19 protein-coding genes are annotated in these 24,885 nt (G+C 62.2%); 15 read left to right on the top strand and 4 right to left on the bottom strand.

Features of this window, described 5'->3' with window-relative positions; translation table 11 throughout:
* Window positions 1-118: 118 nt before the first annotated feature.
* The 15 genes from guaB to HNP55_RS02040 all read left to right on the top strand — a co-directional run bounded on the left by guaB (window position 119) and on the right by HNP55_RS02040 (window position 21,972).
* A complete protein-coding gene (guaB, locus tag HNP55_RS02110) occupies window positions 119-1,588 on the top strand; it encodes an IMP dehydrogenase (RefSeq protein ID WP_184295693.1) in 1,470 nt (489 codons plus the stop codon).
* Window positions 1,589-1,675: 87 nt separating this feature from the next.
* Window positions 1,676-2,953 carry a TCR/Tet family MFS transporter gene (locus HNP55_RS02105; RefSeq protein WP_348648639.1) on the top strand — a complete coding sequence of 426 codons (1,278 nt, stop codon included), beginning with the start codon at window positions 1,676-1,678 and terminating at the stop codon, window positions 2,951-2,953.
* Window positions 2,954-2,992: 39 nt separating this feature from the next.
* The gene (gene guaA, locus HNP55_RS02100; RefSeq protein ID WP_184295691.1) at window positions 2,993-4,597 is read left to right on the top strand and encodes a glutamine-hydrolyzing GMP synthase; all 1,605 of its coding nucleotides are present in this window, start codon (window positions 2,993-2,995) and stop codon (window positions 4,595-4,597) included.
* Window positions 4,598-4,811: 214 nt separating this feature from the next.
* On the top strand, window positions 4,812-5,396 hold the full coding sequence (gene tadA / locus HNP55_RS02095; RefSeq protein ID WP_184295689.1) for a tRNA adenosine(34) deaminase TadA: 585 nt from the start codon (window positions 4,812-4,814) through the stop codon (window positions 5,394-5,396).
* A 52-nt stretch (window positions 5,397-5,448) separates the two neighbouring features.
* Entirely contained in the window at window positions 5,449-6,432 is a 984-nt protein-coding gene (locus HNP55_RS02090; protein ID WP_184295687.1) for an LD-carboxypeptidase, read from the top strand.
* 251 nt (window positions 6,433-6,683) lie between these two features.
* Window positions 6,684-8,924, top strand: a complete 2,241-nt coding sequence (locus HNP55_RS02085; RefSeq protein ID WP_184295685.1) for an ABC transporter substrate-binding protein — start codon at window positions 6,684-6,686, stop codon at window positions 8,922-8,924.
* The gene (locus HNP55_RS02080; protein WP_184295683.1) at window positions 8,925-9,908 is read left to right on the top strand and encodes an ABC transporter permease; all 984 of its coding nucleotides are present in this window, start codon (window positions 8,925-8,927) and stop codon (window positions 9,906-9,908) included.
* Window positions 9,909-9,922: 14 nt separating this feature from the next.
* Entirely contained in the window at window positions 9,923-11,440 is a 1,518-nt protein-coding gene (locus tag HNP55_RS02075) for an ABC transporter permease (RefSeq protein ID WP_246448109.1), read from the top strand.
* Between the two features lies 1 nt (window position 11,441).
* On the top strand, window positions 11,442-13,343 hold the full coding sequence (locus HNP55_RS02070) for an ABC transporter ATP-binding protein (protein WP_246448107.1): 1,902 nt from the start codon (window positions 11,442-11,444) through the stop codon (window positions 13,341-13,343).
* Window positions 13,344-13,767: 424 nt separating this feature from the next.
* Window positions 13,768-16,539, top strand: a complete 2,772-nt coding sequence (locus tag HNP55_RS02065) for a TonB-dependent receptor plug domain-containing protein (RefSeq protein WP_184295679.1) — start codon at window positions 13,768-13,770, stop codon at window positions 16,537-16,539.
* 1,428 nt (window positions 16,540-17,967) lie between these two features.
* Complete coding sequence (locus HNP55_RS02060) at window positions 17,968-18,618, top strand: hypothetical protein (protein WP_184295677.1); 651 nt, start codon at window positions 17,968-17,970, stop codon at window positions 18,616-18,618.
* A gap of 115 nt (window positions 18,619-18,733) precedes the next feature.
* On the top strand, window positions 18,734-19,576 hold the full coding sequence (locus HNP55_RS02055; protein WP_184296662.1) for a MotA/TolQ/ExbB proton channel family protein: 843 nt from the start codon (window positions 18,734-18,736) through the stop codon (window positions 19,574-19,576).
* 55 nt (window positions 19,577-19,631) lie between these two features.
* A complete protein-coding gene (locus tag HNP55_RS02050) occupies window positions 19,632-20,060 on the top strand; it encodes an ExbD/TolR family protein (RefSeq protein WP_184295674.1) in 429 nt (142 codons plus the stop codon).
* Between the two features lie 21 nt (window positions 20,061-20,081).
* Window positions 20,082-20,513 (top strand): ExbD/TolR family protein, encoded by a 432-nt coding sequence (locus tag HNP55_RS02045; protein ID WP_184295673.1) that lies wholly within the window; start codon window positions 20,082-20,084, stop codon window positions 20,511-20,513.
* Window positions 20,514-20,700: 187 nt separating this feature from the next.
* A complete protein-coding gene (locus HNP55_RS02040) occupies window positions 20,701-21,972 on the top strand; it encodes a hypothetical protein (RefSeq protein ID WP_184295671.1) in 1,272 nt (423 codons plus the stop codon).
* A gap of 116 nt (window positions 21,973-22,088) precedes the next feature.
* Here HNP55_RS02040 and HNP55_RS02035 read toward each other — a convergent pair whose 3' ends face one another.
* From HNP55_RS02035 to HNP55_RS02020, 4 genes are all read right to left on the bottom strand, one after another.
* On the bottom strand, window positions 22,089-22,847 hold the full coding sequence (locus HNP55_RS02035; RefSeq protein WP_184295669.1) for a 3-hydroxyacyl-CoA dehydrogenase: 759 nt from the start codon (window positions 22,845-22,847) through the stop codon (window positions 22,089-22,091).
* Window positions 22,848-23,062: 215 nt separating this feature from the next.
* A complete protein-coding gene (gene adk, locus HNP55_RS02030) occupies window positions 23,063-23,716 on the bottom strand; it encodes an adenylate kinase (protein WP_184295667.1) in 654 nt (217 codons plus the stop codon).
* A 151-nt stretch (window positions 23,717-23,867) separates the two neighbouring features.
* Window positions 23,868-24,632 (bottom strand): 3-deoxy-manno-octulosonate cytidylyltransferase, encoded by a 765-nt coding sequence (gene kdsB / locus HNP55_RS02025; protein WP_184295665.1) that lies wholly within the window; start codon window positions 24,630-24,632, stop codon window positions 23,868-23,870.
* Between the two features lie 4 nt (window positions 24,633-24,636).
* Window positions 24,637-24,834 (bottom strand): Trm112 family protein, encoded by a 198-nt coding sequence (locus HNP55_RS02020; RefSeq protein WP_184295663.1) that lies wholly within the window; start codon window positions 24,832-24,834, stop codon window positions 24,637-24,639.
* Between the last annotated feature and the right edge of the window lie 51 nt (window positions 24,835-24,885).

The raw sequence follows: 24,885 nt of genomic DNA, 5'->3' as shown, positions 1-24,885 counted from the left end.
CACATGCGGCGCGTCTTCGTCGTGCACTCGGGTGGCGCCGCGAGGCTTCTTTTCGCGCGCTCGAGCAAGACGGGCCCGGCCTTCCGTATAATGCCGCTTTGCGACTGGAGCTTCCCTCATGCGCCTTTTAGGAAAAGCGCTCACCTTCGACGACGTTTTGTTGGTGCCAGCGTTCTCCCATGTGTTGCCTCGCGACACCTCTCTCGCCACCCGGCTTTCCCGCAATATCCGCCTCAACCTGCCCCTGGTCTCAGCCGCCATGGACACGGTGACCGAGGCGCGCCTGGCGATCGCCATTGCGCAAGAAGGCGGTATCGGCATCGTCCACAAAAACCTCACGGCCAAGCAGCAAGCGATCGAGGTCGCACGCGTCAAGCGCTACGAGTCGGGCATTGTGCTGGAGCCTTTCACCATCACGCCCACGACCACCGTGCGCGAAGTGGTGGAGTTGCAGCGTCAGCATGGCGTGTCGGGTTTCCCGGTGCTGGAGGGCAAAAAAGTCGTCGGCATCGTCACCGGCCGCGATGTGCGCTTCGAGACCCGCATGGATCTGGCGGTGCGCGAGATGATGACGCCGGCCGAGCGCTTGGTGACGGTCAAGGAAGGCGCTTCGCTGGAAGAGGCCAAGGCCTTGATGCACAAGCACAAGCTGGAGCGCGTCGTGGTCGTCAACGACGCCTTCGAACTGCGCGGCCTGATGACGGTGAAAGACATCACCAAGCAGACCAGCTTCCCCAACGCCGCCCGCGATGCCTCTGGCAAGCTGCGTGTGGGTGCGGCGGTAGGTTTCGGCGATGACACCGAAGAGCGTGTCACCATGCTGGTCAAGGCCGGCGTGGACGCCTTGATCGTGGACACCGCCCATGGCCACAGCGCCGGCGTGCTGGAGCGCGTGCGTTGGGTCAAGCAGACCTTCCCCGGCGTCGACGTCATCGGCGGCAATATCGCCACCGGCGCGGCCGCCCTGGCCCTGGTCGAGGCGGGTGCGGACGGCGTCAAGGTCGGCATCGGCCCCGGCTCCATCTGCACCACCCGCATCGTGGCCGGCGTGGGCGTGCCCCAGATCACCGCCATCGATAACGTCGCAACCGCACTGCGCGGCACCGGCGTGCCGGTGATTGCCGATGGCGGCGTGCGCTTCTCGGGCGACCTGGCCAAGGCCATCGCCGCGGGCGCCGACTGCGTGATGATGGGCGGTGCCTTCGCCGGCACCGAAGAGGCGCCCGGCGATCTGATCCTCTACCAGGGCCGCTCCTACAAGAGCTACCGCGGCATGGGTTCGATGGGCGCGATGGCCAAGGGTTCGGCCGACCGCTACTTCCAGGACACCTCGGCCAACAACCCCAACACCTCCAAGCTGGTGCCTGAGGGCATCGAAGGCCAAGTGCCTTACAAGGGCTCGGTGGTGCAGGTGATCTTCCAGATGGCCGGCGGCCTGAAGGCTTCGATGCACTACTGTGGCTGCGCCACCATCGAAGACATGCAGAACAAGGCCGAGTTCGTCGAGATCACATCGGCCGGCATGCGCGAAAGCCATGTCCACGATGTGCAGATCACCAAGGAAGCGCCGAACTACCGAAGCGAGTAATCGCGAACTGAAAAGGGGCCTCGGCCCCTTTTTTGGTGTTGTGCCAGTGCGGCGCAGCACCAGCCCAGATTTCCCCCAGGAGCATCCGTGAGCGACAGTGCAATGACGAGCGGCCAGGCGCCGAATGGCGGCAAACAGGCCAAGTCTGCGGGCATGGGCTTCATCATGGTGGCCGTGCTGATCGACATGATTTCCATCGGTCTGATCATCCCGGTGCTGCCGCCCTTGGTGGGCACCTTCACAGCCAATCAGTCCGACCACGCTTTTTGGTACGGCGCAGTAGCGCTGGCTTTTGGCATTGCCAACTTCGTGGGTTCGCCCATTCTGGGGGCGCTGTCGGATCGCTTCGGCCGTCGGCCGGTGATGTTGATCGGCTTCTCCGGCCTGGCCCTGAGCTTCTTCGTCACCGCCATGGCCACGGCCTTGTGGATGCTGATCGCGGTGCGCCTGGTCAGCGGCGCCATGCAGGCCAATGCCTCGGTGGCCAATGCCTATGTGGCCGATATCTCCACGCCCGAGGAGCGCGCCAAGCGCTTCGGCATGCTGGGCGCGGCCTTCGGCATGGGTTTCATCCTGGGGCCGGTGATGGGTGGCATCCTGGGTGATATCAATCTGCACCTGCCCTTTTACGTGGCCGGCAGCATGGCGGTGATCAACTGGTGTTACGGCTATTTCGTCCTGCCCGAATCGCTCAAGCCCGAGAATCGGCGGGCCTTTGACTGGCGCAAGGCCAACCCCTTGTCGGCGCTGAAGAAGCTGAGCAATCTGAAGGGTGTCGGTCCGCTGGTGTTTGTGATCGCCTTGAGTGGCCTGGCGCAGTTGGTGCTGCAGACCAGCTGGGTGCTTTACACCAGCTTCAAGTTCGGCTGGGGCCCTAAGGAAAACGGCTGGTCGCTGTTTGCGGTGGGGGTGATGTCGGTGCTGGTGCAGGGCTTTTTGCTGCCCAAACTGCTGAAGATTTTTTCCCCGCAGCGCCTGGTACTCATGGGTTTGCTGTCCAGCGTGCTGACCAATTTTGTGTGGGGCGCGGCCACGGCCGGCTGGATGATGTACGCCATCATCGGCTTCAATGTGCTGGGCTTCGCGGTCAGCGCGGCCATCCAGAGCCTGATCTCCAATGCGGCCGATGCCAACAACCAAGGCGAGACCATGGGAGCCGTCTCCTCGCTCAACAGCATGATGGCCGTAACGGCTCCCGTCATCGGTGCCGGCCTGCTGGGCCTGGTCTCCCATCTGCCCAAGGGCGACTGGCGCATTGGCGCGCCGTTTTACTTCTGTGCCGCTCTGCAAGCAGTCTCGCTGCTGTTTGCCTGGGCGCATTTCAGCCGCAGCAAGGCGGCTGCCGCAGCCTCTGCTGTGGTTTGAATCCGAGTCCGAATCTGAATCTAGACAAGAAGCCATACCATGCATGACAAAGTCCTCATCCTCGACTTCGGCTCCCAAGTCACCCAGCTGATCGCCCGCCGCGTGCGTGAGGCCGCGGTGTTCTGCGAAATCCATCCCAACGATGTGTCGGATCAGTTCATCCGCGACTTCGCGCCCAAGGCCATCATCCTTTCCGGCAGCCACGCCTCGACCTACGAAGACCATGAGCTGCGCGCGCCGCAGGCCGTGTGGGATCTGGGCGTGCCGGTGCTGGGCATCTGCTACGGCATGCAGACCATGGCCGTGCAACTGGGCGGCAAGGTGGAGTGGAGCGACCACCGCGAATTCGGTTATGCCGAGGTGCGCGCCCACGGCCACACCAAGCTGCTGGACGGCATCCAGGACCACGCCACGCTGGAAGGCCACGGCATGCTCAAGGTCTGGATGAGCCATGGCGACAAGGTCACGGCGCTGCCCCCGGGCTTCAAGCTGATGGCCGAAACCCCCAGCTGCCCCATCGCCGGCATGGCCAATGAAGAGAAGGGTTATTACGCCGTTCAATTCCACCCCGAGGTGACGCATACCCTCAAGGGCCAGGCCATGCTGACCCGCTTCGTCCGCGAGATCGCCGGCTGCAAGGGCGACTGGATCATGGGCGATTACATCGAAGAAGCCGTGGCCAAGATCCGCGAGCAGGTCGGCGATGAAGAGGTCATCCTGGGCCTGTCCGGCGGCGTCGATTCCTCGGTGGCCGCGGCGCTGATCCACCGCGCCATCGGCGACCAGCTGACCTGCGTCTTCGTCGATCACGGCCTCTTGCGCCTGAACGAGGGCGATATGGTGATGGATATGTTCGAAGGCAAGCTGCACGCCAAGGTGATCCGCGTGGACGCCAGCGAGCTCTTCCTGGGCGAGCTGGCCGGTGTCACCGACCCCGAGAAAAAGCGCAAGATCATCGGCGGCCTGTTCGTCGATGTGTTCAAGGCCGAGGCGGCCAAGCTCAAGGCGGGCGACGGTGGCCACAAGGGCGCCAGCTTCCTGGCCCAGGGCACCATCTACCCCGATGTGGTGGAAAGCGGCGGCACCAAGACCAAGAAGGCCACCACCATCAAGAGCCACCACAATGTGGGCGGCCTGCCCGAGCAGCTCGGTCTGAAGCTGCTGGAGCCGCTGCGCGAGCTGTTCAAGGACGAGGTCCGCGCTCTGGGCGTGGCGCTAGGCCTGCCGGCCGAGATGGTCTACCGCCATCCCTTCCCGGGCCCTGGCCTGGGCGTGCGCATCCTGGGCGAGGTGAAGAAGGACTACGCCGACCTGCTGCGCCGTGCCGACGCCATCTTCATCGAAGAGCTGCGCGGCTGGAAGGACGAGGCCACGGGCAAGAACTGGTACGAGCTGACATCGCAAGCCTTCACCGTCTTCCTGCCCGTCAAGAGCGTGGGCGTGATGGGCGACGGCCGCACCTATGACTACGTCGTGGCCTTGCGCGCCGTGCAGACCAGCGACTTCATGACCGCCGACTGGGCCGAGCTGCCCTACGGCCTGCTGCGCAAGATTTCGGGTCGCATCATCAACGAGGTGCGCGGCATCAACCGCGTGACCTACGACGTCTCGACCAAGCCGCCGGCGACCATCGAGTGGGAATGATGCAGTCGCGGCGCGCCGGGCTTGTTTGAGCCCAGCTCGCGCGGCAGGAAGGTCTGAGGCAGCCTGCGGGCTGCTTCTTTGTTTGAGCGAAGCCGGTGAGTGCTGGGGTTATGGCTGGGGCAGGGACCTGACTCCGTATTTGCCCTGATTCCCTGTGCCGTGCTTGCTACACTGTGCCCGCCCCATCATGTCAGACCTCTGTTCACCCACCCCAATGCCCGCCAGCGCGGCCGATGAATATGCCATGCGCATCGCGCTGGACCAGGCGCACAACGCCTGGTTGGCCGGCGAAGTGCCGGTGGGCGCCGTCATCATGCGGGCCGGCCAGGTGATCGCCACCGGCTACAACCGCCCCATCACCACCCACGACCCCACGGCCCATGCCGAGGTGGTGGCCCTGCGTCACGCCGCCAGCCTGTTGGGCAATTACCGCCTGCCGGAGTGTGAGCTGTTCGTGACGCTGGAGCCCTGTGCCATGTGCGCGATGGCCATGATGCATGCGCGGCTCAAGCGGGTGGTGTTCGCGGCCACCGATCCCAAGACCGGCGTGGCCGGCTCGGTGCTCAATCTTTTTGAGCAGCCCCAGCTCAACCACCATACCTGTGTTTCCGGCGGCGTCCTGGCCGAGGCTTCGGCCAAACTCCTGCGCGAATTCTTTGCCCAGCGACGCGAAGCGGCTCGGCAGCGTCGCGCCGCCGCCCGCGCGCTGGAGGCCGGCGAGTCGCCCGTGATCCCGACCGGCGACGCCACCCATCTCGATAGCGAACCCAAGGAGTTTCAGCCCCTTCCCGGACGCTGAAATCAAACCCCACTTCATAAGGCAAGACCTGAGTCCAGGCTTGAGAACCCCCATGAGCAGCACCTCTTTGACGATCTTCTCCCCCGCCGGTGCGGTGCCCAAGGCGCAACTGCTCAAGCGCGCCGTCAAGCGCCTGGGCAAGCTGGGCTTTGCGGTCAGCCTGGACGAGGCTGTGCTGGAAAAGCATCAGCGCTTCGCCGGTGATGACGAGACCCGCCTGGCCGCCTTGCACCGGGTGGCCGCGGCCGCGCCCAGCGTGGCCATGGCCAGCCGTGGCGGTTACGGCATGACGCGTTTGCTGGACCGTATCGACTGGGCCTTGCTGGCCAAGAGCGTGGAGCAGGGCACCCGCTGGGTGGGTCTGAGCGACCTGACTTCGCTGCAGCTGGGCCTGCTGGCCCATGGCAAGGCGCAGAGCTGGGCCGGCCCCATGGCCTGTGGCGACTTTGGCCGCAGCGACAAAGACGGCGGCGTGGATGATGTGACGCAGGACTGTTTTGTCGAGGCCATGAACGGCATGCTGGAGGCCGTGGGCTTTCGCTGCGAAAAAGGCTTTGACGGCCTGGAGGCGCGCGGCACTTTGTGGGGCGGCAATCTGAGCGTGCTCAACTCCTTGCTGGGCACCAAGCATCTGCCCAAGATCAAGGGCGGCGTGCTCTTCCTGGAGGACATCAACGAGCACCCTTACCGGGTCGAGCGCCAGCTTTTGCAATTGGCACAGGCCGGCATTCTGGATGCGCAAAAAGCGATCCTGCTGGGCGATTTCAGCGGCTGGCGCAAGCAGCCCAATGACCGGGGCTATGACTTGAAGGCGGCCATTGCCGCGCTGCGAGCGCACACCAAGACACCCATCCTGACCGGCCTGCCTTTCGGCCATGTGGATACCAAGGTCTGCCTGCCCGTGGGGGCCACGGTAGAGCTGTATGTGCAGGGCCGCGATGTTTTGATGGGCTGGCAGAACGACCCCAAGCTGCAGCACCAGCATGCCCATATGCATGTCGAGGGCGAGGTTTGCGACGGCCATCACGCGCACTGAGTTGTCAGCCCAGCCGCAAAGAATGCGGTGAAGCAGCGTCCATCCTGACTTTCCTCATAGGCTTGCGGCGGCCCCGGCCGCTATGATGAAGCACCAGCCTTCGGGTCCCCGGCCTCGCGCCGCGTGGATCAGGAGGCTTTCCATTTTTTAGGCCGGGTGCGCGGGGTCGGGCGCCGGGTCTTGCGGTGCCAGATGAAGGGGTGTGTGTGCGGTTTCTCGCTGGGAGTGCGGGTCGGGCAGGCGGTCGGGCTTTGGCATGGGCTTGGCCAGGCCTGGCGCTGGCCGTGCTGCTGGCGGGCTGCAATAACAGCCCTTACCCGCAGGGTGCCGAGAAGGAAAACACCCTCTATATCGCCTTCCAGGAACGCTCGCCGCGCTATCTGGACCCGACCGCCTCCTACACCGCGCCCGAGACGGTCTACGCCTATCAGATCTACGAGCCACCCTATGGCTACCACTATCTGAAGCGGCCGTACGAGCTGATCCCGCGCGCGGCCGAAGCCGTCGTGCTGCCTTATTACCTGGATGCCGCCGGCCGGCGCCTGCCCCAGGATGCGCCGGCGGAGAAGATCGCGCAGTCCGTTTACGAGCTGCAGATCAGGCCGGGCCTGAAGTACTCGCCCCATCCGGCCTTCGCCGCCGATGCCCAGGGCCGCTTGCTCTACCACTCGCTCAGCCGTGCCGAGCTGGGCAATAAGCGCTCGCCCTGGGACTTTGCCCAGCAGGGCACGCGCGAGTTGTTGGCCGAGGACTATGTCTATGCGCTCAAGCGCCAGGCCACGCCGCGGGTGGAGGCGCCCCTGTTCGCGCTGTTCTCCGAGCATGTGCTGGGGCTGAAGGAGTACGGGCGTCTGATCCAGGCCGAGAACGCCAAGCTGCTTAAGGGCCTGGCGGAGTCGGCCGGCGACAAGCCTTTTCTGGACTTCCGCCGCTGGCCCTTGGCCGGTGCCGAGTCCGTGGGTAAATACGGTCTGCGCATACGCATCAAGGGCAAGTACCCGCAGTGGCGCTACTGGCTGTCCAGCACTTTCCTGGCGCCCGTGCCCTGGGAGGTGGATGCCTTCTACGCCCAGCAGGGCATGACCGAGAACGGCCTGTCCTGGAACCAGTGGCCGGTGGGCACCGGCCCCTACATGATGAGGGAGTACAGCCAGGACCGCCGCCATGTGATGGTGCGCAACCCCAATTACCGCGTCGACACCTATCCCTGCGAGGGCTCACCCGGTGATGCCGAGGCCGGCTTGCTGAAGGACTGCGGCAAGCGCCTGCCCTTTATCGACAAGATTGTGGCCACCTCGGTGAAGGAGGTCGTGCCCATCAAGGAGATGTTCAAGCAGGGCTATCTCGACCTGCCGGAGATGGAGCGCGCCGATTGGGGCGTGGACTTCATGGTGGACAAGAACGACTCCACCGAGGTGAGCCGGCATTTCGACGAGCGCGGCTATAAATTCCCGATGATGGTGGACATCACCAACTGGTATCTGGGCTTCAACTGGCTGGACCCGGTGCTGGGCCGGGGTGACACGCCCGAGCAGCAGCGCCGCAACCGAGCGCTGCGCCAGGCTCTGTCCATCGCCATCGACTGGGAGGAGGGCTATGGCCGCATCTTCCGCCACAAGGGCGGGGACGCCGCCCATGGCCCGGTGCCGCCAGGCGTGTTCGGTTCGCGTGAAAACCAATTGGGCCAGCCCGGCGCGCACAACCCGGTGACGCACAAGCTGGTGGACGGCAAGCTGCGGCGCCGTTCCATCGAGGAGGCACGCGCCTTGATGGTGGAGGCCGGCTACCCCGAGGGACGCGATGCCCGGACCGGCAAGCCGCTGGTGCTGAACTTCGACTTCATGCGCACCATCACGCCCGAGACCAAGGCCGAGAACGACTGGATGGTCAAGCAGTTCGCCAAGCTCGGTGTGCAGTTGGAGGTGCGGGCCACCGACTACAACCAGTTCCAGGAAAAAGTGCTGAAGGGCAAGCACCAGGTCTTCTGGTGGGGCTGGTTTGCCGATTACCCGGATGCGGAGAATTTCCTGTTCCTGCTCTACGGGCCGAACAGCAAGTCCAGGCATGAGGGCGAGAACACGGCCAATTACCAGAATCCAGAATTCGACCGCCGCTACCGCCAGTTGCAGACTCTGGAAGACGGGCCCGAGAAGCAGCAACTGCTGGACGAGATGCTGAGCATCTTGCGCGAGGACGCGCCCTGGGCCTTTGGCTACTGGTCTTACTCGGGCTCGGCCTTCCAGAGCTGGCTTTACAACGGCAAGCCCGGCGTGGTGGTGCGCGACCCGGCCCGTTATCTGCGCCTGGACCCGGCCGAGCGCGCCGCCAAGATCGCTCAGTGGAATCGCCCCCTGTGGTGGCCGCTGGGTGTTTTGCTGGTGGGGGTGGCGGCGGTGGTGTGGGGGACGCGGCGCAGCTTCCAAAAGCGCGAGCTGGCCTTGGCGCCCGGATATGCGCCCGGGCTCTCCGCAGAAAAAACCGGGGGCGCTTGAATGCTGAGTTATGTTTTGCGCCGCCTTGGCTACGGTGTGCTGGTGCTGATTGGCGTCAATCTCTGCACCTTCTTTCTCTTCTTCGCGGTCAATACGCCGGACGATATGGCGCGCCTGAACATCGGCGGCAAGCGGGTCAGCCAGGAGCAGATCGAGAAGTGGAAGGTCGAGCGCGGCTATGACAAGCCGCTCTACTGGGATGCCCAGCAAGCCGGCAGCGCCAAGCTGACCCAGACGATTTTGTGGGAACGCTCGGCCAGCCTGATGCTGTGGGACTTCGGCCGTTCGGACGCGCGCCAGGCCGTCAATATCGGTCACGAGATCAAGACCCGCATGGGCGTGAGCCTGCAGCTGGCGCTGCCGCTCTTCATTCTGCAAATCATCGTCAGCTTGGCCTTCGCCTTGTTGCTGGTGTTCTTCCGCAACACCGCCATCGACTTCTGGGGCGTGGTGCTGTGTGTGCTGATGCTGTCCATCTCCAGCCTGTTCTACATCATCGTTGGCCAGTATTTTTTCTCCCGCGTGCTGCGCCTGGTGCCCATCAACGGCTATGCGCCGGGCCTGGATGCGGTCAAGTTTCTGGCCTTGCCGGTGCTGCTGTCGCTTTTGTCCCGGCTGGGCAGCGAGGCGCGGCTTTACCGCGCCATGTTCCTGGAAGAGATCGCCAAAGACTATGTGCGCACCGCCCGTGCCAAGGGCTTGAGCGAGCAGATCGTGCTGTTCCGCCATGTGCTGCGCAATGCCATGATTCCCATCATCACCAGCGCCGGCAGCTATCTGCCCTATGTCTTTCTGGGCAGCCTGGTGTTCGAGAGCTTCTTCGGCATCCCGGGCCTGGGCGCCTTCATCATCGACGCCATCGCGGGCCAGGACTTCGCCATCGTGCGCAGCATGGTGTTCCTGGGCGCCGTGCTCTATATCGCCAGCAATGCGCTGATCGACATCGCCTACACCTGGGCTGACCCCCGCGTGCGTCTGAGCTAGCAAGCGGGCTGCCCATGGACTTCAAATTCGTTCTGCTCTGGACCGACGCCGCCCTGTGGCTGATGGCCTTCGCCCTGTTAGCTTACGGCCTGCGCATACGCGGCCATGCCGCCTTGCGCGCCACCTGGCAGCGGGTCTTGCGCGACCCGGTGGCGGCCAGCTCGGGCGTGGTGCTGGCCTTCTTCCTGCTGCTGACCCTGCTGGACAGCGTGCATTTTCGCGCTCGCCTGGACGATGTGCCGAGGGCTCAAACGGCAACGCAAGCCGACCAGGCGGGGCAGGGCGGTGCTTCCTACGACACCCGCACCCGCTCCCTGCTGGATCTGCTGCTGGCCCGGCAGATTGCCATGCGGGAGACGAGTTATTCCCAACCCCTGGCCTATCTGGGCTTCAACAAAGTGGTGCTGGACACGGCGGGTGCAGCGGACCCGGCTTTGAACGCGTCCGCCGGTGTACGGCGGGACTACCCACGCCTGCAGTTCGGCGGCGCTCATCTGAGCGAGCCGCGGCAGCAATGGCTGGACGATGTATTGAGCCGGGCGGGGCTGGGTCTGGCCGCGGGCCTGGCGTTCACGCTGTTTTTGTTCGGCGCCGCGGCGGCCCTGCTGGCGCGCGCGCATGGCGGTTTCGCGCAAGCCTGCAAAGACCTGGCGGCGGACCGCACGCACTACCCCTGGCGAGCCGTCTTGCTGACCCTGGGCGTGATGGCTTTGCTGACAGGCCCGGTGCTGATGCTGATGCCGCACTACCATGTCTTTGGCACCGACCGCACCGGCAACGATGTGCTGGTGCAGGCGCTCAAAAGCATACGCACGGCGTTTGTGATCGGCGCCTTGGCGACCCTGGCGACCTTGCCTTTTGCCGTTTGCCTGGGTGTTCTGGCCGGCTATTTCCGGGGTTGGGTGGACGAGCTGATCCAGTACCTCTACACCACCCTGACCTCGGTGCCCAATGTGCTCCTGATCGCCGCCTGCGTGCTGATGGTGCAGGTGTTTCTTGACACCCACCCCGAGGCCTACGAGACCGGCGCGGAGCGGGCCGATCTGAAGATGTTTCTGCTCTGCCTGATTCTGGGCCTGACCGGTTGGGCCGGCCTGTGCCGATTGGTGCGGGGCGAGACGCTCAAGCTGCGTGAGCTGGACTATGTGCAGGCCGCCACCGCCTTTGGTGTCAGCCACGTCCGCATCATGGCCCGACACATCGTGCCCAATGTGATGCATCTGGTGCTGATCAGCGTGGTGCTGAGTTTCTCCGAGCTGATTCTTTACGAGGCCGTGCTGACCTATGTGGGCGTGGGCGTGGACCCGAGCATGAATAGCTTTGGCGGCATGATCAATCTGGCCCGCAGCGAGATGTCTCGCGACCCGCTGGTGTGGTGGAGTTTTGCGGCGGCCTTTGCTTTCATGGTGACCCTGGTGCTGGCCGCCAATCTCTTCGCCGATGGCGTGCGCGACGCTTTTGACCCGCGTGCGCGCCAGTTGCGCCCTCGCGTGCCCAGCCTGGCCAAGAAACAAGAAGCGGCATGCGTTTGATATGTTGAAGATCGAAGACCTCAAGGTCAGCCTGGACGCCGAGGCTGGTCTGGTGCGCGCCATCGACGGCATGCGGCTGAGCCTGCAGCGCGGCGAGACCTTCGCCCTGGTGGGCGAGAGCGGCTGTGGCAAGAGCATGACGGCCCTGGCCCTGATGCGTTTGCTGCCCGATAACGGGCGCATCAGCGGTGGCCGTCTGCTGCTGGATGAGCGGGACGTTTTTGCCTTGCCCGAGGCGCAGATGCGGGCCGTGCGCGGCGGGCGCATCGGCATGATTTTTCAGGAACCTTCCACCAGCCTGAATCCGGTCATGCGCATCGGCGAGCAGATCGTCGAGGCCATAGAAACCCACACACCGCTGCGCGGCGCCGCGGCGCGTGCCAAGGCCATCGATTGGCTGGACCGCGTGGGCATCCCCGAGCCGGCCCGGCGCATCGACGACTACCCCTTCCGCATGAGCGGTGGGCAAAAACAGCGGGTCATGATCGCCATGACCTTGGCGGCCGAGCCCGATTACTTGATCGCCGACGAGCCCACCACCGCCCTGGACGTGACCATACAGGCGCAGATCCTGGATCTGCTGCGCGATCTGCAGCGTGAACGTGGCCTGGGCGTGCTTTTGATCACCCACGATCTGGGTGTGGTGGCCGGCATGGCTCATCAGGTGGCCCTGATGTATGCCGGCCAGATCATCGAGCTGGCGCCTGCCGCCACCTTCTTCGCCAGCCCCAAGCATCCCTATGCTCGTTTACTTTTGCAGGCCTTGCCGGACGCTGGCAAGCGCGGCGAGAGCCTGGCGGCCATCGCCGGCACGGTGCCGCCTTTGTGGATGAGTTTTGAGGGCTGCCGTTTCGCACCGCGTTGCGACCGGGCCTGGGCCCTGTGCCATGGCCAGCGGCCGGCGCTGAGCGATTCGGGTGTCGCGGGCGGTGAGCTAGGCCAAGACGGGGGCAAGCACCAGGTACGCTGCTTGCTTTACAGCGAGCCGCAGGCCGCCGCCGGGGCCGCGCCCCCGCCTGCCAGACCAGCAGAAATAGCGCTCCGGCCGCCTGCCGAGGCAGGGGTGGGCCCGGCCTTGCTGGAGGTGAAAAATCTGCGGGTCGAGTTCGCTTCCCCATCCTCCTGGCTGGGCGGCAAGGCCAAGCGTTTTGTCGCGGTGGATGGCGTCAGCTACCGCATCGCACCGGGGCGCACCCTGGCCCTGGTGGGCGAGTCGGGCTGCGGCAAGACGAGCTCGGGCAAGGCGATTGTTCAGCTGCTGCGTCGCACGGCTGCGATCTCGGGCGAGGCCTTGCTGGAGGGGCAGGACCTGTTCAAGCTGGACGGTGCGGCCCTGCTGGCCGCGCGCCGCGCGGTGCAGATCATTTTCCAGGATCCTTTTGCGTCCCTGAATCCACGCATGCGGGTGCAGGAAATCCTGGAGGAGGGCCTGCTGGCCCTGCGGCCTGAGTTGGATTCCGCTGCACGCCGCCGAAATCTTGAGTTATTGCTCGATCAGGTGGGCTTGCGGCGGGATGCCCTGACGCGTTGGCCGCATGAGTTCTCTGGCGGCCAGCGGCAACGCCTGGCGATTGCGCGTGCCTTGGCCGTCGAGCCGCGGCTGATCGTTTGTGATGAGCCGACCTCGGCTCTGGATGTGTCGGTGCAGGCGCAAATCCTGAATCTGCTGCGAAACCTGCAGCGCGAGCGCGGCCTGTCCTTCTTGTTCATCACCCACAACATCGGGGTGGTGGAGTATGTGGCGGATGAAGTGGCGGTGATGCGGGCGGGGCGGATTGTGGAGAGTGGCGCGTCGTCCGAGGTGTTGGCTCATCCCCAGCAGGCATACACCCGAAAACTCTTGGAAGCCGTACCTCGTCTGTCGCCAAAAGAAGGTCTGCAACACCCCAAGCGCTGGGGTTGAGTGATTGACCGGCTAGGCTCGTCGCCTGGTGTTTGTCCGCATCAGCGTAGGCTTTGCTCGGCTCGCCGCAGGCGCTTGAACCAGACGTTTTGCCTGTTGTTGATCGGCAACGGTTGATGGCATCGGTAAACCCGTATTTGGCGCTGACCATGGCTCGTCCGCCCACGTTGGTTCGATGTGCGAAAAGCGTGGCTTCACCCGGGAAAAAGGCCTATTTAGGGCAAATTTGACAATTTGGAGTGTGACGATCGTCACTTGTGCTCGCGTTGTACCTAGGAGTTGACCCTAGCCCCGATTCAGGTGCCAAGCGGAAAGAATGGCTTTGCGCAAGAGCAGGTTGAAGCGTTTCTGTATCCGCAGCGCTATGACAGCTTGTTTCTGCATTCCGTCTATCGACGTCTCGTCCATGTTCGCAGGAGTAAATATGTTTAGGAAAACCAAGGTTTGTGTCGGTGTTTTGGTGGCGTTTGGTGCCTTGACCCATTCAGCCATCGCTCAGCAGCAAGCTCAGCTTGAACGGGTTGAAGTCACCGGTTCGTCCATCAAGCGCATTGCAAACGAAGGTGCATTGCCGGTGCAGGTGATGACCAAGGCCGAGATTGCCCGTACCGGTGCGACTTCAGTGGTCGACCTGATGAAGAATCTGGCAGTTTTCCAGGGCGGTCTTAATGAGGCGACTTCGATCGGCGGTGGCGGTGGCGGATCGGTCACCATTTCTTTGCACAATTTGGGGGCAGACAGAACCTTGGTGCTGCTGAACGGACGCCGCGTGGTGGGTGATGCGGGCGGACCTGCTGACCTGAATATCATTCCAATCGCGGCACTGGAGCGTGTGGAAATCCTGACGGACGGCGCTTCGGCAATTTACGGCGCGGATGCGGTGGCAGGCGTGGTGAACTTCATTACCAAGCGTGACAGCACGGCCGGCGATATTTCAGTTGGTTTTTCCTATCCAAAATCGGGTGCCGAGGAGAAGCGCGTCAGCCTCAGCAAGGGATTTGGTGATCTGGAGAAGGATGGCTTTAACATCTCCGTCTCTGGTTCATATGAAAAACGCTCGCAACTATTTGCCGCTGATCGAGATTTCTCTAAGTCTGGCATTTTGTATCCGCAAGTGAATGGCAAGACCTACCAATTTGTCTATGGATCTGGTCGTGGCATCCCTGGCAATGCAGACATGGCCAATGGATTTAACAACTATGCCTTGCTGACGACGGGGAAGTGCCCGGAGCGGCACATTACCACGGATGATACTTCTTGTACTTTTGACTTTGCGTCGACAGTGCAAATCTACCCTGAGCGCGAGCGCGCCAGCTTGTTGGCGACCGGTACGGCGAAAGTTGGCAGCGCCCTGTTGAAAGTGGATTCGCTTTTCAGCAAGACAAAATCGACCGCGAAGATTGCGCCAGTGCCAGGTGAAATTCGTGTAAAGGCGGATGGTCCATTTCAGAGTTATCTGGATAAGATGGGCTATAACAGGGCGGATCAAATCGAGTATAATAATGGTGGCCCGCTGCAGGCTGGGGATGTCGCCAATCCTGATGTCACGGTCTATTATCGCGGGATGGATCTGGGGCCGCGGATTTCTAAGGATGAACGTGATTTTGCGGGTATTTGGGGTTCGTTGGAAGGAACTTTGGCAGGGTGGGATTACAATCTGGCCGCTTCTTACAATGAAACCAAGACTCGTCAGTTTAATGAGGGTTACCCATATGACAGCCGCTTCTCGCAGCTGTTGAATTCTGGTTTGTGGAATCCCTTTGTCGGCCCCGGTCAACAGTCGGCTGCTGCGATGACCGCGTTATCGTCGGTCTTGATTCCTGGTTCCGAGAAGTACTCGAGCGACAAGACAACGCGCAGCACCGTTGAATTGCGAGTGTCTCGCGAGTTGATGCAGCTCCGTGGTGGCGCTATGGGGGTAGGTGCTGGCGTCTATTTTGCCAATGAAGGCTATTCCACCGATTACAGTGCATTGGCCCAAGGCAAGGTTCCGCGCGTTGATGATCCAAGCCAGCCGGATGTTCGCTTTGGTGACGCCAATGTGCTGACTCCTTACAGCGCGAAGAGAAATGTCACCGGTCTTTATGCTGAGTTGGTCGCGCCGGTGTTGAAGGAATTGGAATTGAATGCAGCACTGCGCGGCGATAATTTCGAGGGCTCAGGCAGTTCTGTTACCGGCAAGCTGAGCTTCCGGTTTACCCCCTTCAGGAGTCTGCTGTTGCGTGGTGGTGTGGGTACGGGTTATCGCGCGCCAACCCTGAACCAGTTGTATGCGCCACGCGCTTTGGCCGGCTCTACAGATGATGGCTACAAATGCACCGCAGACCTGCAGAAGCTGGCAACTGAATTGGGTGCGAAATGCCGCCCGGATGGGTTGCAATATGATGTATTCGACGGTGGCAATGCAGATCTGAAGCCCGAGAAGTCTAGGCAAGCAACCCTGGGTTTCCGTATTGAGCCTAGCTCATCGGTTACCTTGGGCGCGGATTACTGGTGGGTTGGTATTGAAGACACGTTTGGTTCGCTGACGCAGCAAGAAGCATTTGGTGCTCCGCTGCAAAATCGATCGAACTTCTCGGTCTATAAGTCGCCCACAGGATCTTATTTGGCTTTTGTGGACCAGCAGTTGAACTTGGGCAAGTCATACACTTCTGGGTTGGATGTTGATGTGATTTTCCGTTGGACTGATGGTCCGATAAAGTTCACGACCAATATTCAGGGTACATACATGATCCGGGATGTGGGTCAGCTGAAGATTAACGGTCCGTATTATTCGTCGGTGAGTGACAATAACGCGAATCTGGGTACGGTGACATTCCGCACCAAGCTGAATATCGGCAATACCGTGAAGATGGGTGATTGGACGCATGCGTTCAACGTCAATTATCTGTCTGGATACAAGGATGCCGTCGCAGGCACTTTGTATGAGGTGGATGCGAATGGTGTGCGGACCGGCGCTCGGTTGAAGAATGTTCGTTTGCCGGTGGCATCCTATCTGTCTGTTGATTGGCAGACGGCATGGGCTGCGACGCGCTCAATCACCTTGGTTGCAGGTGCCAAGAACTTGTTCGATGCTGCGCCGCCCCTGACCTTGGCAACCGGCGGTTCTGGTAAGTCTCACGCGATGGGGTATGACAGCCGGTACTATGATCCACGTGGTCGTACCTTCTACTTGAATGGCTCTTACGCGTTCTGATCACTTGTCAGCTGATTGACTGAAGTGGCCTTTGTTGGTGTGCAAGCACTGGCAAAGGCCGTATATTATTTTGGCCGAGATAGGATGCAAGCTGTCATTGAAATATGCATCCTACTCGGTTGAACTCATTCTGATTTGGATAACAAGGGGGCGGACTATGAAGATTTTTGATGGTTTGATGGTTGTTTTCTCTCTGTCGGGGGCGTTGTTGCTATCGGCTTGCGCGAGTCCGGATGGGCCGGCGACTGCCGCAGTTCAGGAGCGCAGCTACACGACGGGTTCCAACTTGCCGCGTCGCGATTCGGATGCGAATTCCGGGGTGAAGAAGGTTGGCGCTGAGTCCGTGCGCGATGCCATGGGGGCTCAGCAACCTGCCACGCGGGGAAATTAGTTATTGGAGTCCGGGTGCTCATGGGTCCGTCGCACCCAGTCGCTGCTTCGTGCTCCTGGCTGGCCGTGCGAGGCGTGATTGGCCGTTCGCGTGCTTGTGCCGGCACGTAATCAGGTTTCTCAAGACTCCAGCGCCGAAGCCGCTGCGTCCAAGTGAAGTCGCCGTGGTGGCTCGCCCTTATTGCCGCAGCAATGAGCATTGCTTGAGTGCGCGCAGATAGCGCTCCTGCTCATGGATCAATTGCTCTACGAGACCATGACCTCCGGCGGGCGCTGTTGCCTCGCTGTTCGCTGCGAGGTCTTGGGCGTCGAGGGATCGGAAAAAAATACATGGCCCCTTGTATGCGGAGGCATGGCGGCGGTATCCATCTCAAGCGACCTCGAGTTCGGTTTCAAGCGACTCCCCTGGTCAACTGCTTATGTGGAGTTGTGCCCGTATGGAGTGGGCTGATGTGTTGTCGTGGGCGACTGGAAGAGCGGCTCTCGGCCGCATTCGGGTTAGTACTAGGATTAAAACTGAAGACGCCGAAGTTCAACACCACTAAAATACCAGTGTCGTGATCTGAGCTACTCAGCTGTGCTAGATGAGGCTTCCGAGCTGATCGGGCGCTGCTTGTAAGCTGCGGGAAAGCCCCATGAATGAGGCACTTTCTTTCTCGTTTATGATGCGGCCAGCTTAAGAATCGATTGCAGCAGGCACTTGCGGGTTGCGAGTGGATCCTATGCGAGTCCGCGGTGAAGGTTCGCGGGCAGATGGTTGAATTGGGCTCTCTTTGAGAACCCGGGTTTTGAGTTTTGTGTCCACGCTGCAATCAGCGCCGCCGCATTCACGCTTTGCGCGTGAGCGATCGACGGTCACCCGACGCAAGCCGCGCGCTTGTTCGGGCCTCACGCTGCTAGCGCCTCCGGCAATCTGCTCTTGACCTGGGCTTGACGGGCGCTGATTTTGAGCGGTTCATCCGCTCGTTTTGATGCGTAGAGTCGAACTTCCCCTGGTGTGTTGATGAAAGTATTTCGCAGTCAAATGAAGGAGCGCGCATGAACTTTGCGCAGGAGAAGAACGGCCCATCCCGGTTCACGGGCATTGGCGTGGTGGTTTTGATCCACGTCTTGATCGCTTGGGCTCTGGCCAGTGGTTTGGCGCGCAAGGCCGTGGAAATGGTGAAAGGTCCGATCGAGACCAAGGTCATCGAAGAGAAGGTCAAGCCGCCGCCGCCGCCCGAGAAGGTGGTGCCGCCGCCCCCGGATCTGAAGGCTCCCCCGCCACCTTATGTGCCTCCGCCCGAGTTCCAGGTGACGGCGCCGCCGCCGGTGAATGCGCCTGCGATCCAGTCTTCGCAAGTGGCGCCGCCTCAGCAAGTGGTCAAGGCCGCTCCCGCTCCGGCACCTGTTGCTGCACCAGTTGCGGCGCCCAAGCCGGCTGGCCCGCTGCGCGCTGGCGCGGTTTGCACCAAGATGGGCAAGATGGAGCAGCCTTCGGTCAATTGGAGTGGCGAGGCCTTGTACGAAGTGACGGCGACGGTCAAGGCCGGTCGAGTGGCTTCGATCGAAGTTAAGTCGCTGCGTGGCGGCGTTGATCGCAAGGCTCAGCGTGCAATGGTTGCCTTGATCGAGTCGACATTGAAGGACACCTACGAGTGCCCGGGCGACCACGTCTTTGTTCAGGAATTCCTGTTCAAGATTGACTGAGACATTTGCTTGGTCGTTGCCAAAAGCATGCGACTTAGTTTTTCATAAGGAACGGCAAGCCGCCGTTCCAATTTTCCCCAACCAGATTCAGATTTCTTCCGTAGGAGTTGACTTCATGTTCTCTCGTCTTTCCGGCTTGATCGCCGCCATCGCCATCGCTGCGACCCTGGGCTTCTCGCCCGCCCAAGCTCAGGAACAAAAAGCTGCTGAAGCCGCTTCTGCTGTCGCTGAGGTTGCCGCTCCTGCTGCTGTTGAAGCTGCTCCTTCTGCTCCTACCGGCAAGGCTGCCATGGACAATCCCTATGGCCTGCAAGCCATGCTGGCTCACGGCGATATGGTCTCCAAGGGCGTGCTGGCGCTGCTGCTGATCATGTCCATGGGCAGCTGGTACATCCTGATCACCAAGCTGTGGGACACCCAGAAGCTGGGCAAGGAAGCCAAGGAAGTTCGTGCCACCTTCTTCAAGAAGTCCAGCCTGGCTGAAGGCGTCAAGGGCCTGTCCGAAGGCAGCGCTTTCCGCTACATCGCTGCTTCCGCGATCGAAGCTTCCGAGCACCACGAAGGCGCCCTGACCGAGAACATCGATCACAGCACCTGGGTGACCATGAACATCGAGCGCTCGGTCTCTGAAGTGCAATCGCGTGTTCAGACTGGCCTGGGCTTCCTGGCTACCGTCGGTTCGACCTCGCCTTTCATCGGCCTGTTCGGCACGGTGTGGGGTATTCTGCAAGCGCTGACCGCCATCGGTGTGGCCGGCCAGGCTTCGATCGACAAGGTTGCTGGCCCCGTGGGTGAAGCGCTGATCATGACCGCTATCGGTCTGGCCGTGGCTGTGCCCGCCGTGCTGGGTTACAACTGGCTGGTGAACCGCAACAAGTCCGTGGTCGGCCAAGTGCGTGCCTTCGCTGCTGATCTGCACGGCGTGCTGATGGGCAATCGCCAAGTTGCCAAGCGCTAAATCCAGGCTTGCTTAGCAATCGCAAAGTAAGACCAAAAAGCGCGGAGAAGCGACCATGGGAATGAATGTCGGATCCTCTTCCGGCGAAGACGAAGTGGTTTCGACCATCAACACCACGCCCCTCGTGGACGTGATGTTGGTGCTCTTGATCATCTTCCTCCTCACCATTCCGGCCGTGATCAGCTCGGTGAAGTTGAACCTCCCCAAGGAGACCAACGTCATCCGGGTGACCAAGCCGGAGAATATTGAAATATCCGTTTCAAAAGAAGGTGACATCTACTGGGGCACCACCCTGGTCAATGACACCGACGATCTTGTCAAACGCCTGGGCAAGGTGGCGGTGTTGAATCCGCAGCCCGAAGTGCATGTGCGTGGTGACGACAAGTCGCGTTACGAGTCGGTTGGCCGTGTTGTTTACGCATGCCAGCGTGCCGGCATCATGAAGGTTAGCTTCGTCACCGAACCCCCCGCAAAGGGCGGTTGAGTAGAAGCCAGGAGCTAAAGCATGGGAATGAATGTAGGCAGCTCGTCCGGCAGCGATGAGCCGGAAGTGATGATGGACGTCAACACCACGCCCTTGATCGACGTCATGTTGGTCTTGATCGTGATGCTGATCATCACCATTCCAATTCAGCTGCACAGCGTGAACCTGGATATGCCGCCTCCTAGCAATCAGCAGCCGCTGAAAGAGCCGGTGGTGCATGAGGTCTATATCGACTTCGACGGCACTGTCAGCTGGGATGGCGTGGCCTTGGCCGATATGGCTTCGGTGACGGCCAAGCTGGCCGAAGTGGTGGCCGAGCCCGATCAGCCCGAAGTCCATATCAAGCCGAACAAGCTGGTGGACTATGGCTATGTGGCTGCCGTGATGGCCTCTGCTCAACGCCTTGGCGTTAAGAAGATGGGCATGGTCGGCAACGAGCAGTACGTCAAGTAAGACGGCCCTCGCGGACCGTATTAGGCATTGATCATTTGATGCGCAATCAAAAGGCGCGCTTCCCGCAAGGGCGGCGCGTTTTTTTTGGCCTTTGTGCAATGATCGCGTGCCTGGAAAATTTTGAACGCGTGCGCTCGGGCTGTTGCCAGTGCCGAGAGCATTGAATGTATGAGTGAGGAATGAAGCGATGACGAAAACGACTAAGAAGCCCCAGCAACTCAAGACCCTGGCAGCGCTTGCCCTGGGTGTGGCGGCCTTCGGTTTCAATGCAGCGCCGAACGGCCAGTTTGGCTTCGCGCAAGCTCAGGCTCAATCTGAAGGCGTGCGCCCCGAAGTGGGCAAGCACCTGAAGGATGCCAGCGCCTTGATCAAGTCGGGCAAGTTCAAGGAGGCTCTGGCCAAGGTGCGCGAGGCCGAGGCCGTGGGTGGCCGCAACGCTACCGAGAACTACGCGCTGGAAGGCATGCGTGTGGCCGCCGCTTCGGGTGCTAGCGATGCCGACTCCATGGTCAAGGGCTTCGAAGCCATGAAGGCCAGTGGCAAGCTGAGCGGCGCAGACCAACTGCGCATGATCGAAGCCATTGCGGGCACCTATCTGCGCAACAAGGACAATGCCAAGGCGCTGAATTGGGCGCAGCGCTACTTCAAGGAAGGTGGCAACAGCCCCGCCATGAAGCAGGTGCTGACGAATGCGCAGTTCCTGTCCGGTGACATGAGCTCCATCGTCAAGGAAACCCAGGAAGACATCTCGGCCGATGAGAAGGCCGGCCGTACGCCCAGCCAGGACAAGCTCAATCTGCTGCTGAGCGCGGCGATGAAGAAGGGTGATTCGGCCGCCGAAGGCTTCGCCGTCGAGCGCCTGCTGAACTACTACCCCCGCAAGGAATTGTGGGCCCAGGTCCTGGGCGGCCTGCAGCAGAAGAAGGGCTTCTCGGATCGCTTCAATCTCGATGTGTTCCGTCTGAAGCTGGCGACCGGCAATCTGAAGGATGCCAACGATTATTTCGAAATGGCTCAGCTGTCTGCGCAAGCGGGCTACCCGGAAGAGGGCAAGGCCGTGGTCGAGAAGGGCATGGCTGCGGGCATTCTGGGTCAGGGTGCAGAGGGCGCGCGTCACAAGCGCCTGCTGGACTTGCTGGTCAAGCGCATCGCCGATGCCAAGACCGCGCAAGCCGAGACCGAGCGCGCGGCCAACGAGGCCAAGGACGGCAATGCCCAGATCAATGTGGGCCTGGCCTATGCCTTCCGTGGTGCCGCCGCCAAGGGAGCCAAGATCATCGAGGACGGCATTGCCAAGGGCAATCTGAAGCGACCCGAGGACGCCAAGCTGTATCTGGGCATGGCGCAGTCCATGGCCGGTGATCATGCCAAGGCGACGGCGACCTGGCGCAGCGTCAAGGGCACGGACGGCTCGGCCGAACTGGCCCGCCTCTGGATCATCCAGTCGCGCAAGCGCTAATGCCTGATTTTGACGGAGCCTGGTGCAGGCTTTGTCGCGGACAGCATGCATAAAAAAAGGCCTCGGCATATGCCGAGGCCTTTTTTGTTTGGCGAGCGCCCTGGGCGTCCCGGGGCTTACTTCGGAGCCAGGCGAATGGCGCCGTCCAGGCGGATCACCTCGCCGTTCAGCATCTCGTTGGTGACGATCTGGTGCACCAGCTTGGCATAGTCATTGGGCGTGCCCAGGCGCGAAGGGAAGGGCACATTGGCGGCCAGCGCGTCCTGCACCTCTTGCGGCATGCCGAACAGCATGGGCGTGCCGAAGATGCCCGGGGCGATGGTCATATTGCGGATGCCGTTGCGGGCCAGATCGCGGGCGATGGGCAGGGTCATGCCGACCACGCCGCCCTTGGAGGCCGCGTAAGCAGCCTGGCCGATCTGGCCATCGTAGGCGGCCACCGAGGCGGTGGAGATCAGCACGCCGCGCTCGCCGGTGGACTCGGGCTCGTTCTTGCTCATGGCCTCGGCGGCGAGGCGGATCATATTGAAGCTGCCGATCAGATTGACCGTGATGACCTTGTTGAAGGCGGCCAGCGGATGCGCACCCTCCTTGCCCACGGTCTTGACGGCCGGCGCGATGCCGGCGCAGTTCACCAAGCCCATCAGCTTGCCCAGGCTCAGGGCCTTGGCGACCACCGCCTGGCCGTCGGCCTCCTGGCTGACGTCGGCCTTGACGAAGGCGCCACCCAGCTCCTGGGCGATGGCCTCGCCGCGCTCGAGCTGCAGGTCGGCAATGACGACCTTGGCGCCGTGGGCCGTCAGCATGCGTGCCGTGCCCTCGCCCAGGCCCGAAGCGCCGCCGGTGACGATGAATACCTTGCCTGCGATTTCCATGAGATCTCCTTGTTTGTCTGCGTGCTGAGCCGCCGCAGTCTGATGGGTTGGGGTGGCTTAGTTTACGTTGACGTAAACGTAAATTGAAGCCCAAAACAAAGGCCGCCTCGAGTGAACTGGGGCGGCCTTGAGAGTGGGAGGGATCGGCCTGCGGCCGATGCGCCTTACTGTGGAAGTGTTCCACGCTCCGGGGTGATACCCCGCATCATGGATGTTTAGCCCAGTGCGGCCAGGGCGCGCTGGGTGATGTCGTCCACCGAACCCAGGCCTTCGATGCGGCGGTACTTGGGGGCGGCGGCATCGCCGGCGGCGGCCCAGCTGGAGTAGTAGTCCACCAGCGGGCGGGTCTGGGCCTGATAGACCTCCAGACGCTTAGCGACAGTTTCTTCCTTGTCGTCATCGCGCTGCACCAGGGGCTCGCCCGTCGCATCGTCCAGGCCCTCTACCTTGGGCGGGTTGAACTTGACGTGGTAGCTGCGGCCGGAGGCCGGATGCGAGCGGCGGCCGCTCATGCGTTCGATGATGGCCTCGAAGGGCACATCGATCTCCAGCACGAAGTCCAGCTTGACGCCCGCGGCCTTCATCGCATCGGCTTGCGGAATGGTGCGGGGGAAGCCGTCGAACAGGAAACCCTTGGCGCAGTCGGGCTGGGCGATGCGTTCCTTCACCAGATTGATGATCAGCTCGTCGCTGACCAGGCCGCCGGACTTCATCACCGCATCGGCCTGCTGGCCCAGAGGGGTGCCGGCCTTGACGGCGGCGCGCAACATGTCGCCGGTGGAGATTTGCGGGATGCCAAATTTCTGGCAGATGAAGGCCGCTTGTGTGCCTTTGCCGGCGCCGGGGGCGCCCAGAAGAATCAGTCGCATGGGTCTCCTTGATACTTTAAAAAGGGCTTTGCCGACCCGGATCCTGGCCGGCAAAGCCCTCGTCAACTGCGGGCGAGGATAGCATGGGCTGCCCTACGTCAGCCTGACGCAGGCCTGCATATTTGCCCTAGGCCCGGGTTCAATTCAGGGCTCAGCCTCGGCCGGCCTTGAAGACCGCGCGCACGCGCTCCAGATCCTCGGGGGTGTCGACCCCGGGCCCTGGCTTCTCGGGACTCAGGTGCACGGCGATGCGCTCGCCATGCCAGAGCACGCGCAATTGCTCCAGCGACTCGATCTGTTCCAGCGGGCTGAGGCTCAGGCCAGGGAAGCGGCGCAGAAAGCCGGCGTGATAGGCGTAGAGGCCGACGTGGCGCAAGGCCGAGCCGGGGCTGGGCTGGCCCTGGCCATCGCGCCAGAAGGGCATGGGCGCGCGCGAGAAATAGAGCGCCAGGCCGTTCTTGTCCGTCACCACCTTGACCACATTGGGGTTGGCAAACTCGGCCGCGCCCTCCGGCGTGTCGTCCAGCGCGTGGGCCACCGTGCTCATCACGCATTGCGGGCGGGCGGCCAGCAACTCGGCACAGGCGTCAATCATGGCGGGTGCGATCAGGGGCTCATCGCCCTGCGCATTGACCACCAGATCGGTGCCGTCCAGGCCCAGCAGCTCGCAGGCCTCGGCCAGGCGATCGCTGCCGGAGACATGGTCCGCCCGGGTCAGCACCGCTTGCACGCCATGCGCTTCACAGGCGCCCAGCACCGCCGGCGAGTCCGTCGCCACCACCACCTGCCGGGCTTTGGAAAGCGCGGCGCGGCGCGCCACCCGCACAATCATGGGCAGGCCTTCGATATCGGCCAGAGGCTTGCCCGGCAGGCGGGTCGAGGCCAGGCGGGCGGGGACGATGACGCTGAATGACATGGGCTTATTCCCTGGCCACGCCTTCGGTTTCGGGGTCGTAGCTGCGAGCTTCGTTCTCCAGCATCAGCGGGATGCCGTCCTTCACCGGAAAGGCCAGGCGGTCGGCCCGGCACAGCAGTTCGCGGCCCTGCGCCGAGCGCAGGTCTTCCAGCGGGCCCTTGCACAGGGGGCAAACCAGTATTTCGATCAGTCGGGTATCCATGGCGATGGTCCAGGGCAGAGAGAGATGAGTGGGAAAAACGAGCGGAGCCGG

Source organism: Roseateles oligotrophus (assembly GCF_014204525.1).
In the GTDB taxonomy this organism is placed as follows: Bacteria; Pseudomonadota; Gammaproteobacteria; order Burkholderiales; family Burkholderiaceae_C; genus Paucibacter_A; species Paucibacter_A oligotrophus_A.
The sequence above is the reverse complement of the archived record's forward strand: the minus strand, read 5'-3'. Positions and strand labels throughout refer to the sequence as shown.

Bases quoted from the DNA above. Each gene is read 5' to 3' on its own strand.
- kdsB (WP_184295665.1), bottom strand. From the start codon at position 24,632: ATGTCATTCAGCGTCATCGTCCCCGCCCGCCTGGCCTCGACCCGCCTG.
- HNP55_RS02070 (WP_246448107.1), top strand. From the start codon at position 11,442: ATGTTGAAGATCGAAGACCTCAAGGTCAGCCTGGACGCCGAGGCTGGT.
- guaB (WP_184295693.1), top strand. From the start codon at position 119: ATGCGCCTTTTAGGAAAAGCGCTCACCTTCGACGACGTTTTGTTGGTG.
- HNP55_RS02060 (WP_184295677.1), top strand. From the start codon at position 17,968: ATGAACTTTGCGCAGGAGAAGAACGGCCCATCCCGGTTCACGGGCATT.
- HNP55_RS02045 (WP_184295673.1), top strand. From the start codon at position 20,082: ATGGGAATGAATGTAGGCAGCTCGTCCGGCAGCGATGAGCCGGAAGTG.
- HNP55_RS02050 (WP_184295674.1), top strand. From the start codon at position 19,632: ATGGGAATGAATGTCGGATCCTCTTCCGGCGAAGACGAAGTGGTTTCG.
- HNP55_RS02080 (WP_184295683.1), top strand. From the start codon at position 8,925: ATGCTGAGTTATGTTTTGCGCCGCCTTGGCTACGGTGTGCTGGTGCTG.
- HNP55_RS02020 (WP_184295663.1), bottom strand. From the start codon at position 24,834: ATGGATACCCGACTGATCGAAATACTGGTTTGCCCCCTGTGCAAGGGC.
- HNP55_RS02090 (WP_184295687.1), top strand. From the start codon at position 5,449: ATGAGCAGCACCTCTTTGACGATCTTCTCCCCCGCCGGTGCGGTGCCC.
- HNP55_RS02040 (WP_184295671.1), top strand. From the start codon at position 20,701: ATGACGAAAACGACTAAGAAGCCCCAGCAACTCAAGACCCTGGCAGCG.
- HNP55_RS02075 (WP_246448109.1), top strand. From the start codon at position 9,923: ATGGACTTCAAATTCGTTCTGCTCTGGACCGACGCCGCCCTGTGGCTG.
- guaA (WP_184295691.1), top strand. From the start codon at position 2,993: ATGCATGACAAAGTCCTCATCCTCGACTTCGGCTCCCAAGTCACCCAG.
- HNP55_RS02065 (WP_184295679.1), top strand. From the start codon at position 13,768: ATGTTTAGGAAAACCAAGGTTTGTGTCGGTGTTTTGGTGGCGTTTGGT.
- HNP55_RS02055 (WP_184296662.1), top strand. From the start codon at position 18,734: ATGTTCTCTCGTCTTTCCGGCTTGATCGCCGCCATCGCCATCGCTGCG.
- tadA (WP_184295689.1), top strand. From the start codon at position 4,812: ATGCCCGCCAGCGCGGCCGATGAATATGCCATGCGCATCGCGCTGGAC.
- adk (WP_184295667.1), bottom strand. From the start codon at position 23,716: ATGCGACTGATTCTTCTGGGCGCCCCCGGCGCCGGCAAAGGCACACAA.
- HNP55_RS02035 (WP_184295669.1), bottom strand. From the start codon at position 22,847: ATGGAAATCGCAGGCAAGGTATTCATCGTCACCGGCGGCGCTTCGGGC.